The sequence below is a fragment of the Pseudomonas sp. PDM24 genome, from assembly GCF_019218905.1.
In the GTDB taxonomy this organism is placed as follows: Bacteria; Pseudomonadota; Gammaproteobacteria; order Pseudomonadales; family Pseudomonadaceae; genus Aquipseudomonas.
This window is the reverse complement of sequence record NZ_JAHUWR010000005.1, coordinates 87,372-104,090: the sequence shown is the minus strand read 5'-3', so window position 1 is coordinate 104,090 and position 16,719 is coordinate 87,372. Positions and strand designations below refer to the sequence as shown.

Genomic DNA, 16,719 nt, shown 5'->3' with positions numbered 1-16,719 from the left:
TCGCTAGATCACCTCGGTGACAGAAAACTGTTGCCGAGCGCCCGCCACCAGAATCTCCACTTCATCCCCTTCGAACTTGCCCAGCAGGCTTTTGCCCAGCGGCGAGCGAGGGGTAATGACGGTAATCCATTGCCCCACCAGATCGATCTTCAGCCCGGCCGCGTCGGGGGCCAGGAACAGCCATTGTTCGCGACCCTTTTCGTCTTCCAGGCCCAGCAGTGCACCGACTTCGATGCCGCGCTGATCGTCATAAGGCCGTAAAGTCAGGTTCTGGCAAAGGGTTAATGACTGCCTGATTTCTTCCACTCGTCTGGCCTGTCCGGCCGCCAGATAAGACGCCTCCAGCCCCAGCGTGTCGTACTTGTTTTCGGCTATGTTTTCTTCGTGGGTCGCGGTTTCGTAAGCGGTTTGCGCGGCACGTTCGGCGATGTCGAGATCGATCCGCAGCTTGTCGATAATCAGTTGGTGGACGGTCGGCTTGTGCATGGAGAGCTTCTTGATCAGTCGCAGAATTGCAGGACGTTGGCGCGGCTTTTTTCGCTCGGCGCAGTTTGATTCTGCTGCAGCCAGAACTGGCATTTTGGATTGGACAGATTGTGTTTGCTGCTTCTGGCCTGTTCCACCATTTGCTGCTGTTCATTCCTGCGCAGATGGTCCTCGTACTGTTCGAACATCGGGTTCTGCGAGGCGGGTTGCTCAATCACCGGTGGCTTGGCCAGTTGCTCCACCGCCTGGGCCAAGGGCGCCAATTGCTCATTGAACAACAAGCGCCAGGCGAGCCAGCAAGTCAGTGCGATCGCGATGAATCCCAGCCACAAACCGAGGGCAATAATGCCGGTCAGTTGCAACGCATTGAACTGGATCGGCAAGGGACGGCGCGGGTTGGGACGGTAGGGCATGACTGCCTCCTGGCGGGTGGTCGCGGGCAAGTGGCGATTGTCGCATGAAGATTAATCGCCGTCGGCTCTTCTGCACGGGGTAATTTATGCGGACAATCGGCGCCTTTGCCAACGGGAGCCTGGAATGCCTGAAATGCCTCAAGTGAAAAACCGCTGGCGCTGGGATATTTTTTGCACCGTGGTCGACAACTTCGGCGACATCGGTGTGACCTGGCGTCTGGCCCGACAACTGGTAGCCGAACATGCCGTGACGGTGCGCTTGTGGGTCGACGATTTGCGAGCCTTCGAGCGTTTGTGTCCGGACATCGACATCAACGCTGCGCAGCAGTGGCACCAGGGCGTAGAGGTGCGACAGTGGTCGGCCGACTGGCAGCCCACAGAAGCCGCCGATGTCGTCATCGCCGCGTTCGCCTGCCAGTTGCCGAGTGCCTATATGGAGGCCATGGCCGCACGGGAAAAACCGCCGCTGTGGATGAACCTCGATTACTTGAGTGCCGAAGACTGGGTCGTCGGCTGCCACGGCTTGCCGTCGGTGAAGTACAAGAGCGTGCAGAAGTTCTTTTTCTTCCCGGGCTTTCGCAGGGGCACTGGTGGCTTGTTGCGTGAAAGCGGATTGCTCGAGCGGCGTCGGCAGTTTCAGCAAAGTCCGCAAGCTCAGCGAGAATTCCTGCAAGGCTTGGGAATTGATCGCGCGCCGAATGCACAACTGATCTCGCTGTTTGCCTACGAAAATACCGGGCTGGCCAGTTGGCTGGACACGATGGCGACCGACTCGACGCCGACTCATCTGCTGGTGCCCGAAGGCCGGATTCTCGGCGACGTCGAACGCTGGCTCGGGGTGGATGGGCTGAAGGCCGGGGCGGTGCATGTGCGCGGCGCCTTGACCGTGCAAGTGCTGCCGTTCGTCCGGCAGGATCAATATGACCTGCTGCTGTGGAGCTGCGATTTCAACGCCGTGCGTGGCGAAGACTCCTTCGTCCGCGCCCAATGGGCAGGCCGGCCGCTGCTCTGGCACATCTATCGGCAGGACGAAGACATCCATCTGGACAAGCTCGACGCCTTCCTGACCTTGTATACCCAAGGCCTTTCAAAGCCGGCTGGCGAGGCGATCAGCGGTCTATGGCGGGCATGGAATGCAGGTGAGACAATGACCGATCACTGGAAATCAACCCGCAAACACTGGCCTGAACTGGAAAAACATGCCGAGACATGGTGTCTGGAACAAGCCTTGCAGGCAGATCTTGCCGCAGCGCTGGTACAGTTTTACCTAAATTGGATATGATACGCGGCCTAGATTTTTGTAAATCCCATCCAAATTCGGATATTCGCAATGAAAACTGGTAAAGAACTGAAACCCGGGATGGTGATCCGTCTCGAAAACGATCCTTGGCTGGTTCAGAAAGCTGAATTCACCAAGTCGGGTCGTAACAGCGCGATCATGAAGACCAAGCTGAAAAACCTGCTGACCGGTTACAAGACCGAGATCGTTTACAGCGCCGACGACAAACTGGACGACGTAATCCTCGACCGCAAAGAAGCGACCCTGTCCTTCATCAGCGGCGACTCCTACACGTTCATGGACACCACTGACTACACCATGTACGAGCTGAACGCTGAAGACATCGAAGCCGTTCTGCCTTTCGTTGAAGAAGGCATGACCGATGTTTGCGAAGCGATCTTCTTCGAAGAGCGTCTGGTTTCCGTAGAGCTGCCGACCACTATCGTGCGTCAGGTTGACTACACCGAAGGTTCCGCTCGCGGTGACACTTCCGGCAAGGTGATGAAGCCTGCCAAACTGAAGAACGGTACCGAGCTGTCGGTTGCTGACTTCATCGAAATCGGCGACATGATCGAGATCGATACCCGCGAAGGCGGTTCCTACAAAGGCCGTGCTAAATAAGCACAGCTTGAGGAATGAAAAAGCCCGACCATTGAGTCGGGCTTTTTTGTGCGTGCCCTTGTAGGAGCGAGGCTTGCCCGCGAAGGCGATTAATCATTCGACATTGATGCCAACTGACACTACGCCTTCGCGGGCAAGCCTCGCTCCTACAAGGGGTATTATTTCATCAAATGCTGCTTGAGCTCTTCAGAAGCCTGCAACATCGCCGAACGCACCGCGGGCACCTGACTCACTACGTTGAGCAAACCGTAGTCGTGGATCATGCCGTTGTAGCGCACTGCCGTGACCGGCACACCCGCCTCGTCGAGTTTGCGGGCGTAGGCTTCACCCTCATCGCGCAGGACATCGGCGCTGGCCGTCTGCACCAGAGCGGGTGGCAAGCCCTTGAGTTGCGCGGTGGTTGCCCGCAGCGGTGAAGCGTAGATCTCGTTCCGTTGCTTGGCATCGGTGGTGTAGTTGTCCCAGAACCACTTCATCATGTTTTTGGTGAGGAAGTGCCCCTCGGCGAACTGGTTGTAAGACGCCGTTTCGAAGCTGGCGTCAGTCACCGGCCACAACAACACCTGATACCTGATCGCCGGCGTGCCTTTGTCTTTGGCCATCAGCGCAACCACGGCTGCCATGTTGCCACCGACGCTGTTGCCGGCCACGGCCAGACGTTTGCCGTCGACGTTGATTTCTTTACCGTGCTCGGCCACCCACTTCGTCGCAGCGTAGGCCTGGTTGATAGCCACCGGGTAATGCGCCTCCGGCGACGGGGTGTAATTGACGAACACCGCCGCCGCGCCCGAACCCGTTACCAAATCCCGAACCAGCCGTTCGTGGGTCGGGAAATCCCCCAGCACCCAACCACCGCCGTGGAAGAACATGAACACCGGCAGCTCGCCTTTGACCCCGGCCGGCCGAACGATGGTCAGGCTGATCGGTTGGCCGTCGACCTGGATGGTCTTCTCGCTGACGTCGGCTTTGGGCTGCGTCAGTTTCACCCCGGCCTGTGCACCCACCAACACCGCGCGGGCATCGGCAGGGGTGAGCTGTTCCATCGGTTTGCCGGTGCCGGCATTCAGTACATCGAGGAACGCCTGGGTGTTGTGTTCAACCCCATTGCCTGCGAATGCACTGTTGATGGACAGGGCGAGTAGGGTACCGGTCAAGACGTTGCTGAAAGTGTTCATATTCATTTCCTGTCAGGCCTTGGAGTCAGCAGTTAGACGGTAACGTGCAGGCGCACATCGACGTTGCCACGGGTGGCGTTGGAGTACGGGCAAACCTGGTGGGCAGCTTCGACCAGGCTTTGTGCGTCGGCTTGTTCAAGGCCCGGCAGGCTGATGTGCAGGTCGATGTCCAGACCGAAACCGCCAGGGATCTGGCCGATGCCGACATGGGCGGTGATCGATGCGTCGTCCGGGATTTTGCGTTTGGTCTGGCTGGCGACGAATTTCAGCGCGCCGATGAAGCAGGCGGAGTAGCCGGCTGCGAACAGTTGTTCAGGGTTGGTTGCCGCACCGCCAGCACCACCGAGTTCTTTCGGGGTGGCGAGTTTGACATCGAGGACGTTGTCGCTGGAGATCGCACGACCGTCACGGCCGCCAGTGGAGGTTGCGATTGCGGTGTAGAGAGTTTGCATGGTGTGAGCCTCGTTCGGGTTTTGATATTTTTGCGCTAAATGTTTGCGCGCTAAGTAAGTGCGAGGTGAATGTAGCTCGCTAATATTTAGTGCGCAAGATAAATTTTCGAAAAAATTTGATCCACAATGAAAGCATGCGGTTAAAAGTATTGAGCTAGAGCTGTCGAGACGGAATTTTTGGTGGGGAGTTTTTTTCGAGAGAGGCGGGCGAAGCTGGAAAGGACACCACAAAACCAATGTGGGAGCGGGCTTGCTCGCGAAGGCGGACTGTCAGTCAACACTGATGCTGAATGACAAACCGCTTTCGCGAGCAAGCCCGCTCCCACAGGGGATCTGGGGTGTTTTGGAGGTCAGAGGCTGTCTTGCAGATGACTACGCAGCGCTTGAAGATCCGCTTGCAGCTTTTTCAGCTGTTCCAGCGTTTGTCCGCTGGCGCCGAGGATGCACTGGGGAATGCCCCGCGCCTTGTCTCGCAGTGCACGGCCTTGCTCGGTCAGTTCGACAATCACTACTCGCTCGTCTTCACGGCTGCGGGTGCGGCTCAGCAGGCCTTCGGCCTCCAGGCGCTTGAGCAGTGGGGTGAGGGAACCAGGATCGGTCAGCAGTCGGGTGCTGATTTCGCCGACCGTCAGCCCATCCTTTTCCCACAACACCATCATCGCCAGGTACTGCGGATAGGTCAGGCCCAGCGCTTGTAGTAGCGGCTTGTAGACTTTGGTCATCAGCAGCGAGGTGGAATGCAGGGCGAAGCAGACCTGATTGTCCAGCAGCAGGTCGTCGCAGTTATCCGGGTTGTTGCGCTCGGTGTTCATTTCAAAGCCTTGATCAGTGATCGTCATAAATCTAGCGGGCGAATCTTTAATGCGCCAGATAATTCTGGACTAGTGGCGGTCCAGGTTGGTTTGCAGCGCCAGATCCCACGGCGGGATGGGACTGAAACGGGTTTTCAGGTATTCCAGCAACAAGCGGCTGCGCGAACTGGGTTGCTGCTCTAGGCGCAACGCATAAATGCCGGTGCTTTCCGGTTTTGGCAGACCGTTCTCGCAGAACAGCGGCAGCAGTTCGCCGCGTAATAAATATTCGCTGGCCAGCCAGGTCGGCAAATGGGCGATGCCCAACCCGGCCAGTGCACCGCAGACCAACGCCTCGGCATTGTTGGCGCTCATGCGGATTCGCGCTGGCCGGTGCAAGTGCTTCTGCCCATCCCGTTCGAAGCGCCAGGCGAAGGGCGGAGCCAAGCCCTCCCAGTCGAGGCCATCATGGTCGACCAACTGCGCCGGATCGGTCGGCACGCCACGGCGTTGCAAGTAATCGGGGCTGGCGCAGGCGATGCGCACCATGCTCGCCAGCGGCGTCGCCACCAGTCGGGTATCGGCCATCTGCCCGGCACGCAACACCAGATCGACCTTGCCCAGATTCGAGCCTTGCATGTCGACAAAGCTGTCGATCAGGTGCAATTGCACGTCGAGGCCAGGGTAAAGCGTCAGGAAATCGGCAATCACCGGCGCCAGGTGTCGTCGTCCGAACGCTGCGGGCGCATCCACCCGAATCAAGCCTTCCGGCGCACTGCTAAGAGACACCGCTTCTGCCCGGGCCAGGCGCAGTTCAGCGACGATCCGCCGCGCACGTTCAGCAAAAGCCAGCCCGGCCGGGGTCGCGCGCACTGCATGGGTGCTGCGAATGAACAACTGGCTGCCAACGGCGTTTTCCAGGCTGTCAATGCGTCGCGCCACGGCCGAAGGCGTCAATGGATGGCGTCGGGAGGCGGCGGAAAAACTGCCGCTTTCCAGCACATCGAGAAACAGGCCAAGTTGTTCGGTCAATTGATTGGGGTTCATGGTTTTGTTTGCGCTTGTGCGAAATTGGCACAGCCATTGTGCGTTGCTGTGCGTTTCCCCGCCAGAGCCGACTGCGTAGGATGAACAGCCTCACAAAAGGAAAAACGCCCCGTGATTGAGTTCATGTTGTATCTGGTTTTTGGCGCGGCCTTGGGAACCCTCGGCGGCCTGTTCGGCATTGGTGGCGGGTTGGTCGCGATCCCGCTGCTGGGCGTGTGGTTCGGTCTTGATCAGCAGATCGCCCAAGGCACGGCGCTGGTGATGGTGGTGCCGAACGTGATGCTGGCGCTGTGGCGCTATCACCAGCGCAATCGCATCGAATTACGGCATGCGCTGCCACTGGCCTCGATGGGATTCTGCTTTGCCTGGGTCGGTTCGATCTGGGCGGTGGGTATCGATGCGCAAACCATGCGCTTGGGCTTCGTCGCTTTCCTGATCGCGCTGTCGGCCTACAACCTGATGCGAATGTTCACCACCAACGCACCGGCCTCTTCGCAGATGCGCTATTCCTGGCCGTGGCTGGGTGTGCTCGGCGCGGCTTCCGGGACGATGGGCGGACTGTTCGGAGTGGGCGGGGCGGTGGTGGCAACGCCGGTGTTGACCAGCCTGTTCGGTACCACTCAAGTGGTTGCCCAGGGATTGGCGCTGGCGCTGGCGTTGCCGAGTACGGGCGTCACCCTGGCGACTTATGCGGTGCACCATCAGGTGCATTGGGCGATCGGTGTGCCGTTGGCGGTTGGTGGATTGATGAGCATCAGTTGGGGCGTGAGAATTGCCCACGCATTGCCGGAGCGGCTTCTGCGCGGGCTGTTCTGTGGTTTTCTGGTGGTTTGTGCGGTGATGCTCGCGTTTAAAGTTTGAAACCTTCGACGATGTGCTCGGCCAGGCATTCGGTGATCGGCGAAGGGTTGTTCAGGTTGCGGATCAGCATGATGCTGGCTTCCGGCAGCAGCGGCAGGTCTTCGTTGGCGCCAAGGATACGCATGTCCGGTGTGATCAGGCTTTCCAGCTGCGCGGTGATCGCCAGACCCGCGCTGACCACGGCCATCAATGCCGACAGGCTGGAGCTGTTGTAGGCAATGCGGTAGTCGCGGCCCATGGCATCCAGGGCATTGCATGCCCAGAGGCGGCAGAAACAATCACTGTTGAACATCGCGAGAGGCAGCGGTGTCTGTTCGTGGGCGCTGAAGCATTGAGCTTCGGCCCAGACAAAACGCTCCTTGCGCAACAATTGGCCAATCTCGTTACCCGGTTCACGGGTGACGATGGACAAATCCAGGTCCTGGCGTTGCAACAGTTGCCGGGTCGATTCGCAATGAACCTCGATCTGGATCAGCGGGTAGAACTGCGCAAAGCGCGACAGGATGCCCGGCAGAAAGCGCATGACGTAATCGTCGGGTGTGCCGATGCGCACGGTGCCGACCATGTGCGGCTCGCGCAGGGTATTGAAGACTTCGCTGTGGAGTTTGAGGATGCGCCGCGCATAGCCCAGCAATACCTGGCCTTCGGCGGTCAGCTTGACTTGGCGCCCGTCGCGTTCGAACAGCTGGCGCTGCAACACGTCTTCTTCCAGGCGTTTCATCTGCATGCTCACCGCCGACTGGGTGCGGTTGACCATTTCACCGGCGCGGGTAAAACCGCCCTGATCGGCAATCGCGACGAAGGTGCGCAGTACATCGGTGTCGATACTGGGGTAGGCGGACATTCATCAATCTCCGAGATGTATGCCATCAGAAACATTCGTTGGATTGATCTTATCGCTGGCGCGAGACTTGGGCCATCCCTAAAGGAGGGCAATACGATGAAAGGTCACAACGAGCATGTAACGGAACAAAAATTCTCAATCCACGCGGTATCCGATCTGCTGCACAAGTTTAGTCGCTGGTACGAACTTCACCGTGAACGTGAAATGTTGGCGGGCTTGAGCGACGAAGCACTGAAGGATATCGGCGTGAGCCGTGCGGATGTGGAGCATGAGACGGTAAGACCGTTCTGGGATGATCCGATGCATAAATGATGATGCCATCGCTACACAAACCACTTGCGGGTGAGGTAGGTTGCGAGCAGACAAGGAGATGCTCATGCCCGCCACACTGTCTTTTTCCCTCAAACAGGCTCGGCGTCTGGCGCTGGCTGCCCAAGGGTTCAATGGGCGTCAGCCGCCGGCGGCGATCAAACCGGTTCAGCTCAACCGGCTGATCGAGCGCCTGGGCATTCTGCAGATCGATTCGGTCAATGCGTTGGTGCGTTCGCACTACCTTCCCTTGTTTTCCCGTCTTGGCAATTACTCCTCCGACTTGCTCGATCAGGCTGCCTGGAGTCAGGGCCGTCGACGCACATTGTTCGAGTACTGGGGCCATGAAGCGTCTTTGTTGCCCTTGTCGATGTACCCCTTGATGCGCTGGCGCATGCAGCGTGCAACCCGCGGCGAAGACATCTATCAGCGACTGGCGCGCTTCGGTCGTGAGCAGCAAGACACGATTCGCCGCGTGTTGGCGTCGGTTCAGGAACTCGGTGCGCTGGGTGCGGGCAGTTTGTCGACCCGTCAGGAGCGGGCAGGGCCGTGGTGGGACTGGAGCGCGGAAAAGCATGCGCTGGAATGGTTGTTCGCTGCCGGTGAAGTGACCGTGGCCGGCCGGCGCGGGTTCGAACGGCTTTATGATTTGCCGGAGCGGGTGATTCCTTCGGCGATTCTTCAGCAGCCTTTGCTCGGCGAGGCCGAGGCTCAGCGCGGCCTGTTACTGCACGCTGCCACGGCTTTGGGTGTCGGTACAGAAAAGGACTTGCGGGATTATTTTCGCCTGAGCCCGGCAGACAGCCGGCCGCGGCTGGCGGAGTTGGTAGAGGCGGGTGATCTGCGGGTCTGTGAAGTTGAAGGCTGGCGGCAACCGGCCTATTGCCTGGCAGAGCCGAAAGTACCGCGCAAGGTTGAGGCCAGTGCGCTGCTTTCACCGTTCGATTCGCTGATCTGGGAGCGCAGTCGTACCGAGCGATTGTTCGATTTCCGTTATCGGCTGGAGATTTATACGCCGCAGCACAAGCGCATCTATGGCTATTACGTATTGCCGTTTTTGCACAATGAGCGGGTTGCTGCGCGGGTCGACTTGCGCGCCGAACGGGCGTTGGGCCGGTTGGCGGTGCATGCCGTGCACGAGGAGGAGCCGGGGCTGGATGAGGCGGGGATGTTGGCGTTGGCGGTGAATCTGCGGCAGATGGCGGATTGGTTGGGGCTTGCGCAGATTCAATTGAATTGCCCGCGGGCAAGTGCGGCGCGGTTGCGGGTGGCATTGGCACAGATTGAGGGTGATTGAACCGACGCCTTCGCGGGCGAGCCTCGCTCCTACAAGGGATCGTGAATTCCTGTAGGAGCGAGGCTTGCCCGCGAAGGGTTTAATGCGGTTTAGCGCCGAACCTGCTTCAGGGTTTCAGCAATCAAAAACGCCAATTCCAGCGACTGATCGGCATTCATCCGCGGGTCGCAGTGGGTGTGGTAACGATCCGACAACCCATCCTCGGTAATCGGCCGCGCGCCGCCGATGCATTCGGTGACGTTCTGCCCGGTCATTTCGATGTGGATGCCGCCGGCATAACTGCCTTCCGCTTCGTGAACCTGGAAGAACTGTTTCACTTCGCCAAGGATCTGCGCGAAGTCGCGGGTCTTGTAGCCGCTGCTGGCCTTGATGGTATTGCCGTGCATCGGGTCGGAGCTCCAAAGCACCTGCTTGCCCTCGCGCTGCACTGCGCGGATCAGCTGCGGCAGGTGATCGCCGACCTTGTTCGCGCCCATCCGCGCAATCAGGTTCAGGCGACCCGGGTCGTTGTCCGGGTTGAGCACATCGATCAGGCGAATCAGGTCTTCGGGGTTCATGCTCGGGCCGACCTTCACGCCGATCGGGTTGTGCACCCCACGCAGGAATTCGACATGCGCACCGTCCAGTTGACGGGTACGGTCGCCGATCCACAGCATGTGGGCCGAGCAATCGTAGTAGTCGTTGGTCAGGCTGTCGCGACGCACGAAGGCTTCTTCGTAGTTCAGCAGCAGCGCTTCGTGGGCGGTGAAGAAACTGGTTTCGCGCAGTTGTGGCGAGCTGTCCATGCCGCAGGCGCGCATGAAGGCCAGGGTTTCATCGATGCGGTCGGCCAGATGGCTGTATTTCTCGGCCAGCGCCGAGTTGGCGATGAAGTCCAGGTTCCACTTGTGCACCTGATGCAGGTCGGCAAAGCCGCCCTGGGCAAAGGCACGCAGCAGGTTCAGGGTCGCGGTGGACTGGTGGTAAGACTGCAGCAGACGATCCGGGTCCGGTACACGGCTTTTTTCGTCGAAACCGATGCCGTTGACGATATCGCCACGGTAAGCCGGCAGCGTCACGCCGTTGATGGTTTCATCGTTGGCCGAACGGGGTTTGGCGAACTGGCCGGCCATGCGTCCGACCTTGACCACCGGGCAACCGGCGGCGAAGGTCATGACGATCGCCATTTGCAGCAACACTTTAAACGTGTCACGAATTTTTGCGGCGGAGAATTCGGCGAAGCTCTCGGCGCAGTCGCCGCCCTGCAACAGAAACGCCCGGCCCTGGGTCACTTCGGCAAACTGACGGCGCAACTCCCGGGCTTCACCGGCAAACACCAGCGGCGGATAGCTCGCCAGGGTTTGCTCGACGTGCAGCAAATGCGCTGCGTCGGGGTATTGAGGTTGTTGCTGGATCGGCAGGGCGCGCCAGCTGTCAGGGCTCCAGGGTTGGCTCATTGCAGTCTCTAGTGTTTTACGCTCGGACGGTTATGTTATCAGCAATTAGTGCGTGACCTGTTCCCGTCGCTTCGCGGACAATCGCGCCTTTGCCGCGCCACCCACGCGGTCTTATTACGTTGCCGGATCCCGGTGACGATCAGGAGACGAAATGACTGAGGAGCGCGTCGAGCATCTGCTCGCCGAGGTACAGGATGAGTTCGGCGTGATTCGCGTGCTGGAAGTGGCCGATTACCGTTTCCTGGAGTTCGGTGATGCCATCGAACAGAGCTGTGTGTTCACCGCTGACCCGAGCTGGCTCGAGTACGATTACACCCGGGCGATGCTGATTGGCGCGCTGTGCCACGAGCTGCCGGAAAGCGCGCTGTTTCTCGGGCTCGGTGCAGGCACGCTGACCCAGGCTTGCCTCAAGTTCCTGCCGCTGGAAGACGTCGAAGCCATCGAGCTGCGCCCGGATGTACCGCGCCTGGCCATCGAATACCTCGGGCTCGATGACGATCCGCGCCTGTACATCCGCGTCGGCGATGCCTTGGAACTACTCGAAACGGCTGAGCCGGCCGATCTGATTTTCGTCGACCTCTATACCGATGTCGGGCCGGGTGTCGGGCATCTGGCCTGGGGTTTTCTGGAAAACTGTCAGAAACGGTTGAACCCGGGTGGCTGGCTGGTGATCAACCAGTGGGCCACCGACGATGGTCGACCGTTGGGGGCGGCGTTGTTGCGCGGTCTCTATCACCGGCATTACTGGGAGTTGCCAGTCAAAGAGGGCAACGTAATTCTGATCGTGCCGTCTGAGCTGGATCAGGAACTGGACATGGATGGGCTGATCGCGCGCGCTGAAGGCCTGGCACCGCGATTGGGGTATTCGTTGCAGTCGTTGATCAAGGCGATTCGGCCTGCGACTTGAATGGTTGCCTGTAAGGGCCCCTTCGCGAGCAAGCCCGCTCCCACATTGGATCGCGTTCTAATGTGGGAGCGGGCTTGCTCGCGAAGAGGGCCTCGCAGCCAATACATCCCTCAAACCCCTTTGAAAACCCCCGGCCGCTTCTCGATCATCGACCGCACACCCTCCTTGGCATCCTCGCTGTTCAACAATTTTTTCACCAGCGCCGGCAAGGCCTGAGCTGCCGCCATTTCACCCTCATAGCGTGCCTGCCGGGCCGACATCAACGTCGCCTGAACCCCCAGCGGTGCCTGTCGGGCAATCCGCTCCGCCAATTCAATGGCCCGCGGCAACAAATCCTCGCTGGCCATGACCTCCTGCACCAACCCCAGATGCAAGGCGTCATGGGCGTCGAATTCATCGCCGGTGAGCAGCCAGCGCATGGCATTGCCCCAGCCGGCGACCTGATGCAGGCGCAAGGTCGCGCCGCCAAACGGGAAGATTCCGCGCTGCACTTCCTTCTGGGCAAAACGGGTATTGCTGGCGCACAGGTTGATGTCGGCGGCCAGCATCAGCTCGATGCCAACGGTCAGGCAGTAGCCTTGCGCCGCGACAATCACCGGTTTGCTGACCCGAGGGCCTGCGAGCACGCCCCATGGGTCGCAGCCACCGGGCGGCGCCTGCCAGCCTTCGGCCAGGGCCGCGCCGGCGCTGACCAGATCGAGCCCGGCAGTAAAATGCTCGCCATGGCCGAACACCACCGCCACCCGCGCCTCGCTGTCGGCCTCGAACTCACCATAGGCCAGGCTGAGTTCGTTGAGCAGGTCGAGGTCGAAGGCATTACGTTTGGCCACCCGATCCAGACCGATCATCAGGACATGACCGTGTCGTTCACGGGTTACACGACTGGGACTGGGCTGATTCATGGGGCATTTCCTCGGGTGGGGAAGGGGTGTCAGACCGAAGGGGCTGCGTCGCTAGAGTGAACCGTTTTAGCGCCATCGTCAGCAGGGCCGGGCCTTTGCAAAATAGACCGTCGCACAATTATCCGCAAAGCCCGTGACACAACGGTATGCGCCGGTTTTTTCCGATAAAAAAAGCTCCCTTTTTGGGCGAATTCCGGTATAGTGCGCGCCGGCCTTTAACCGGGCCGCGTTTAGGTAGCGCAATTCCCCGAAGCCAGCTTCGGCTGCACGTCCGCACAGCGGACTCTTCCTTGACGAATCTTTTTCATTCATTCGTTTTCGCAAATCCCCGCCGACAAAGCAGCCAGGGCGACTCTTGAGTCTTACACGGCATGCGCAGCTTTGGAGCATGGGTCTTTGCGGATGCACTTAGAGGCAGACCCATGACCCAGGAAACCGGCGGCTTCGCCGCTTTTAATCTTAATCCGAATATTCTTGCAGCTGTCATTGCGACCGGCTACGAAGAACCTTCGGCTATTCAGCAGCAATCGATCCCGATCATCATGGCCGGTCACGACATGATTGGTCAGGCGCAAACCGGTACGGGTAAAACCGCTGCGTTCGCCCTGCCGATCCTGCATCGCATCGATCCTGCTAAGCGCGAGCCGCAAGCCCTGATCCTGGCGCCAACCCGTGAGTTGGCGCTGCAAGTAGCAACCGCTTTCGAAACCTACGCCAAGCAAATGCCGGGCGTTACCGTTGTGGCCGTTTACGGCGGCGCGCCTATGGGCCCACAACTGAAAGCAATCCGTAATGGCGCACAGATCGTTGTCGCCACGCCGGGCCGTCTGTGCGACCACCTGCGTCGTGACGAAAAAGTTCTGGCTACCGTGAACCACCTGGTTCTCGACGAAGCTGATGAAATGCTCAAACTGGGTTTCATGGACGACCTCGAAGTTATCTTCAAGGCCCTGCCTGCAACCCGTCAGACCGTATTGTTCTCGGCCACCCTGCCGCAGTCGATCCGTGCCATTGCCGAACGCCATCTGCGCGATCCGCAACACGTGAAGATCCAGACCAAGACTCAGACCGTTACCGCGATCGAACAGGCTCACCTGTTGGTTCACGCTGACCAGAAGACCTCGGCTGTATTGAGCCTGCTGGAAGTGGAAGATTTCGACGCCCTGATCATGTTCGTGCGCACCAAGCAAGCGACCCTGGACCTGGCCAGTGCCCTGGAAGCCAAAGGCTACAAAGCCGCTGCGCTGAACGGTGACATTGCTCAGAACCAGCGTGAGCGCGTGATCGAATCCCTCAAGGATGGCCGTCTGGACATCGTTGTGGCGACCGACGTTGCCGCTCGTGGTCTGGACGTTCCGCGCATCACTCACGTGTTCAACGTTGACATGCCGTACGACCCTGAGTCCTACGTTCACCGTATCGGCCGTACCGGCCGTGCCGGTCGCGAAGGTCGTGCACTGCTGCTGGTGACTCCTCGTGAGCGCCGCATGCTGCAAGTGATCGAGCGTGTAACCGGTCAGAAGGTTGCCGAAGTTCGTCTGCCGGACGCCCAGGCGGTTCTCGATGCTCGCATCAAGAAACTGACCAACAGCCTGTCGCCGCTGGTCGCTGATGCCGAATCGACTCACGGTGATCTGCTGGATCGCCTGACCGCCGACATCGGTTGCACCCCGCGTGCACTGGCCGCTGCTCTGCTGCGCAAGGCAACCAACGCTCAGGCGCTGACCCTGGCCGCAATCGAGAAAGAACGTCCACTGGTGCCGAACAACGCACCGCGTGGCGATCGTCCAGAGCGTTCCGGTGATCGTCCGGACCGTGGTGATCGCGAGCGTCGTGCTCCGGTTCCATTGGCTGAAGGTCGTGCTCGTTGCCGTACCGCGCTGGGTGCGCGTGATGGTATCGCTGCCAAGAACCTGCTGGGCGCCATCCTGAATGAAGGTGGTCTGGCACGTGAAGCCATCGGTCGCATCCAGGTGCGTGACAGCTTCAGCCTCGTCGAGCTGCCGGAAGATGGTCTGGAGAAGCTGCTGACCAAACTGAAGGACACTCGCGTTGCCGGTAAGCAGTTGAAGCTGCGTCGCTATCGCGAAGATTGATCCGCTCTCGAGCTGATTGATCGCACATAAAAAATCCCCGACTGGTTCGGGGATTTTTTTTGCCTGCTGTTTGATGTCTTGCCTGGAGAGCTGTGTCGCCCCCTTCGCGAGCAAGCCCGCTCCCACACTTGATCTTCAGTGAATTCAGAATTTATGTACGTCGCAGATCCAGTGTGGGAGCGGGCTTGCTCGCGAAGGGGGGCGACTCGGTCTACCTGTCAGCCAAAGCGATAAATATCCATGCCCAGAGCTCCCATGGTGAATCCCTGATGGGCAACGCTGAACTCACCCCCAGCCGCACGGGCAAAGTACAGTGGCAGCAGATGCTCGTCACTCGGATGGCTGCGCACAGCATTAGGAGCTTGCTGACGATAGTCGTGCAATGCGGCTTCGTCATTCGCTTCAAGCTTCTCGATCATCCAGTCGCGGAACGCCCTGGCCCAGGGTTCGACGCTTTCCGGGCCGGCGTGCCAGTCCAGTTCGCGCAGGTTGTGGGTGATGCTGCCGGAGCCGATCAACAGCACACCGTGCTCGCGCAGGCTGGCCAAGGCATGGCCGATGCGAGTTTGCAGGGCAGGGCCGCCACGGGTGGGCAGCGAGACCTGCACCACCGGGATGTCAGCCTGCGGATACATCAACGACAAGGGTACCCAAACGCCATGATCGAACGGTCGCTGGCTGTCGATGCGCGCCGGCAGGCCATCGGCCTTCAGCAGCTCGACCACCTCCGCCGCCAGTTGCGGATTGCCCGGGGCCGGGTATTGCACCTCGAACAAGGCCTGCGGAAAGCCGCCGAAGTCGTGCCAGGTTTCAGGCTGAGGGTTGCCGCTGACCAACAGTTCGCTGCTTTCCCAGTGCGCGGAAACCATCACGATGGCTTTGGGTTTCGGCAATGCGGCGGCCAGACGCGCCAGAGCCGGTCCGCTGGCACCGGGTTCCAGGGCTAGCATCGGGGAGCCATGAGAGATATACAGGCTGGGGAACATGAATGAGCTCCTGAGAGTAAGATGGCACCATCTTCAGTCAGATCATTGATCTAAATCTAATATAAGTTTTAGGGTCTTTTGATCGAATTTTTCGGGGTTAATTATGCAGCCGGAGTTTTGGCACAAACGATGGGCGTCGAATCAGATCGGCTTTCATCTGCCGGAAGTGAATCCACATCTGCAACGGTTTTGGCCAGCGTTGGGCCTGGAAGAGGGCGCTCGTGTTCTAGTGCCGCTGTGTGGGAAAAGTCTGGATCTGTTGTGGCTGGCGCACCAAGGTCATGAGGTCTTGGGGATTGAGCTGTCGGAAAAGGCCGTGGAGGATTTCTTCGCTGAGCATCAATTTGACCCGGATGTCAGTGAGCAGGGGCCATTCAAGGTCTACCGTGCCGGTTCAATCGAGTTGTGGTGTGGCGATTTCTTTGAGTTGACGGCAGGCGATGTGGCCGACTGCAGCGGGTTGTACGACCGTGCGGCGTTGATTGCCCTGCCGCCAGAGATGCGTGCGCAATACGCGGCTCATTTGATTCGCATTCTGCCGAAGGATTCTCTGGGGCTGTTGATTACCCTGGATTACGATCAGGCGCAGATGGACGGGCCGCCGTTTGCGGTGCTGGATGATGAGGTGCAGCGGTTGTTCGGCGATGTGTGGGCGCTGAAGATTCTGGAAGACCAGGACGTCCTGGGTGAGAGCTGGAAGTTTCTTGAGGCCGGTGTCACGCGGCTTGAGGAGCGGGTGTATCGGATTTCCAGCTGATAGATTTGTGTTGTTTGTGTCGGCCCCTTCGCGGGCAAGCCTCGCTCCTACAGGTTTTGT

At 59.4% G+C, this 16,719-nt stretch carries 18 protein-coding genes; 8 read left to right on the top strand and 10 right to left on the bottom strand.

Annotation, left to right across the window (positions count from 1 at the left end; genetic code table 11):
• Positions 1–3: 3 nt before the first annotated feature.
• Positions 4–486: a GreA/GreB family elongation factor gene (locus KW837_RS17525; RefSeq protein ID WP_218397517.1), complete on the bottom strand. Its 483-nt coding sequence runs from the start codon at positions 484–486 to the stop codon at positions 4–6.
• A 14-nt stretch (positions 487–500) separates the two neighbouring features.
• Positions 501–899, bottom strand: a complete 399-nt coding sequence (locus KW837_RS17520; RefSeq protein ID WP_218397515.1) for a hypothetical protein — start codon at positions 897–899, stop codon at positions 501–503.
• A 124-nt stretch (positions 900–1,023) separates the two neighbouring features.
• Here KW837_RS17520 and earP point away from each other — a divergent pair, with 124 nt between their 5' ends.
• Positions 1,024–2,181: an elongation factor P maturation arginine rhamnosyltransferase EarP gene (gene earP / locus KW837_RS17515; protein ID WP_218397513.1), complete on the top strand. Its 1,158-nt coding sequence runs from the start codon at positions 1,024–1,026 to the stop codon at positions 2,179–2,181.
• A gap of 48 nt (positions 2,182–2,229) precedes the next feature.
• A complete protein-coding gene (locus tag KW837_RS17510; RefSeq protein WP_007899917.1) occupies positions 2,230–2,799 on the top strand; it encodes an elongation factor P in 570 nt (189 codons plus the stop codon).
• A 158-nt stretch (positions 2,800–2,957) separates the two neighbouring features.
• Here the strand turns inward: KW837_RS17510 and KW837_RS17505 are convergent, their stop codons facing one another.
• The 4 genes from KW837_RS17505 to KW837_RS17490 form a co-directional block, all read right to left on the bottom strand.
• The gene (locus tag KW837_RS17505; RefSeq protein ID WP_218397511.1) at positions 2,958–3,974 is read right to left on the bottom strand and encodes an alpha/beta hydrolase; all 1,017 of its coding nucleotides are present in this window, start codon (positions 3,972–3,974) and stop codon (positions 2,958–2,960) included.
• Between the two features lie 32 nt (positions 3,975–4,006).
• Complete coding sequence (locus KW837_RS17500) at positions 4,007–4,426, bottom strand: organic hydroperoxide resistance protein (protein ID WP_008009416.1); 420 nt, start codon at positions 4,424–4,426, stop codon at positions 4,007–4,009.
• A 350-nt stretch (positions 4,427–4,776) separates the two neighbouring features.
• The gene (locus KW837_RS17495) at positions 4,777–5,238 is read right to left on the bottom strand and encodes a MarR family winged helix-turn-helix transcriptional regulator (RefSeq protein ID WP_007899914.1); all 462 of its coding nucleotides are present in this window, start codon (positions 5,236–5,238) and stop codon (positions 4,777–4,779) included.
• 69 nt (positions 5,239–5,307) lie between these two features.
• Positions 5,308–6,264 (bottom strand): LysR family transcriptional regulator, encoded by a 957-nt coding sequence (locus tag KW837_RS17490; RefSeq protein ID WP_218397509.1) that lies wholly within the window; start codon positions 6,262–6,264, stop codon positions 5,308–5,310.
• A gap of 111 nt (positions 6,265–6,375) precedes the next feature.
• Between KW837_RS17490 and KW837_RS17485 the strand changes: the two genes are divergently transcribed.
• The gene (locus KW837_RS17485) at positions 6,376–7,125 is read left to right on the top strand and encodes a sulfite exporter TauE/SafE family protein (protein WP_218397506.1); all 750 of its coding nucleotides are present in this window, start codon (positions 6,376–6,378) and stop codon (positions 7,123–7,125) included.
• Here the strand turns inward: KW837_RS17485 and KW837_RS17480 are convergent.
• Positions 7,115–7,969 (bottom strand): LysR substrate-binding domain-containing protein, encoded by an 855-nt coding sequence (locus tag KW837_RS17480; RefSeq protein WP_007899911.1) that lies wholly within the window; start codon positions 7,967–7,969, stop codon positions 7,115–7,117. The genes KW837_RS17485 and KW837_RS17480 overlap by 11 nt on opposite strands.
• 96 nt (positions 7,970–8,065) lie before the next feature.
• Here KW837_RS17480 and KW837_RS17475 point away from each other — a divergent pair, with 96 nt between their 5' ends.
• Both KW837_RS17475 and KW837_RS17470 read left to right on the top strand, forming a co-directional pair.
• On the top strand, positions 8,066–8,281 hold the full coding sequence (locus tag KW837_RS17475; RefSeq protein WP_008075682.1) for a DUF1127 domain-containing protein: 216 nt from the start codon (positions 8,066–8,068) through the stop codon (positions 8,279–8,281).
• A 64-nt stretch (positions 8,282–8,345) separates the two neighbouring features.
• Positions 8,346–9,575: a winged helix-turn-helix domain-containing protein gene (locus tag KW837_RS17470; RefSeq protein ID WP_218397504.1), complete on the top strand. Its 1,230-nt coding sequence runs from the start codon at positions 8,346–8,348 to the stop codon at positions 9,573–9,575.
• 89 nt (positions 9,576–9,664) lie between these two features.
• Here the strand turns inward: KW837_RS17470 and KW837_RS17465 are convergent, their stop codons facing one another.
• Complete coding sequence (locus KW837_RS17465) at positions 9,665–11,011, bottom strand: class II 3-deoxy-7-phosphoheptulonate synthase (RefSeq protein WP_007899909.1); 1,347 nt, start codon at positions 11,009–11,011, stop codon at positions 9,665–9,667.
• A 151-nt stretch (positions 11,012–11,162) separates the two neighbouring features.
• Between KW837_RS17465 and KW837_RS17460 the strand changes: the two genes are divergently transcribed.
• Positions 11,163–11,918, top strand: coding sequence for a spermidine synthase (locus tag KW837_RS17460; protein ID WP_123501247.1), 756 nt, complete (start codon positions 11,163–11,165; stop codon positions 11,916–11,918).
• A gap of 110 nt (positions 11,919–12,028) precedes the next feature.
• Here KW837_RS17460 and KW837_RS17455 read toward each other — a convergent pair whose 3' ends face one another.
• Positions 12,029–12,820: a crotonase/enoyl-CoA hydratase family protein gene (locus KW837_RS17455; protein ID WP_192344086.1), complete on the bottom strand. Its 792-nt coding sequence runs from the start codon at positions 12,818–12,820 to the stop codon at positions 12,029–12,031.
• Between the two features lie 422 nt (positions 12,821–13,242).
• Here KW837_RS17455 and KW837_RS17450 point away from each other — a divergent pair, with 422 nt between their 5' ends.
• Positions 13,243–14,916 carry a DEAD/DEAH box helicase gene (locus KW837_RS17450; protein ID WP_007899905.1) on the top strand — a complete coding sequence of 558 codons (1,674 nt, stop codon included), beginning with the start codon at positions 13,243–13,245 and terminating at the stop codon, positions 14,914–14,916.
• 218 nt (positions 14,917–15,134) lie between these two features.
• On the opposite strand, the gene KW837_RS17445 is transcribed toward KW837_RS17450, so the two are convergent.
• Positions 15,135–15,902: a class III extradiol ring-cleavage dioxygenase gene (locus tag KW837_RS17445; RefSeq protein ID WP_218397503.1), complete on the bottom strand. Its 768-nt coding sequence runs from the start codon at positions 15,900–15,902 to the stop codon at positions 15,135–15,137.
• Between the two features lie 103 nt (positions 15,903–16,005).
• On the opposite strand from KW837_RS17445, the gene KW837_RS17440 reads away from it, so the two are divergent.
• Complete coding sequence (locus tag KW837_RS17440; RefSeq protein ID WP_218397502.1) at positions 16,006–16,659, top strand: thiopurine S-methyltransferase; 654 nt, start codon at positions 16,006–16,008, stop codon at positions 16,657–16,659.
• Positions 16,660–16,719 lie beyond the last annotated feature (60 nt).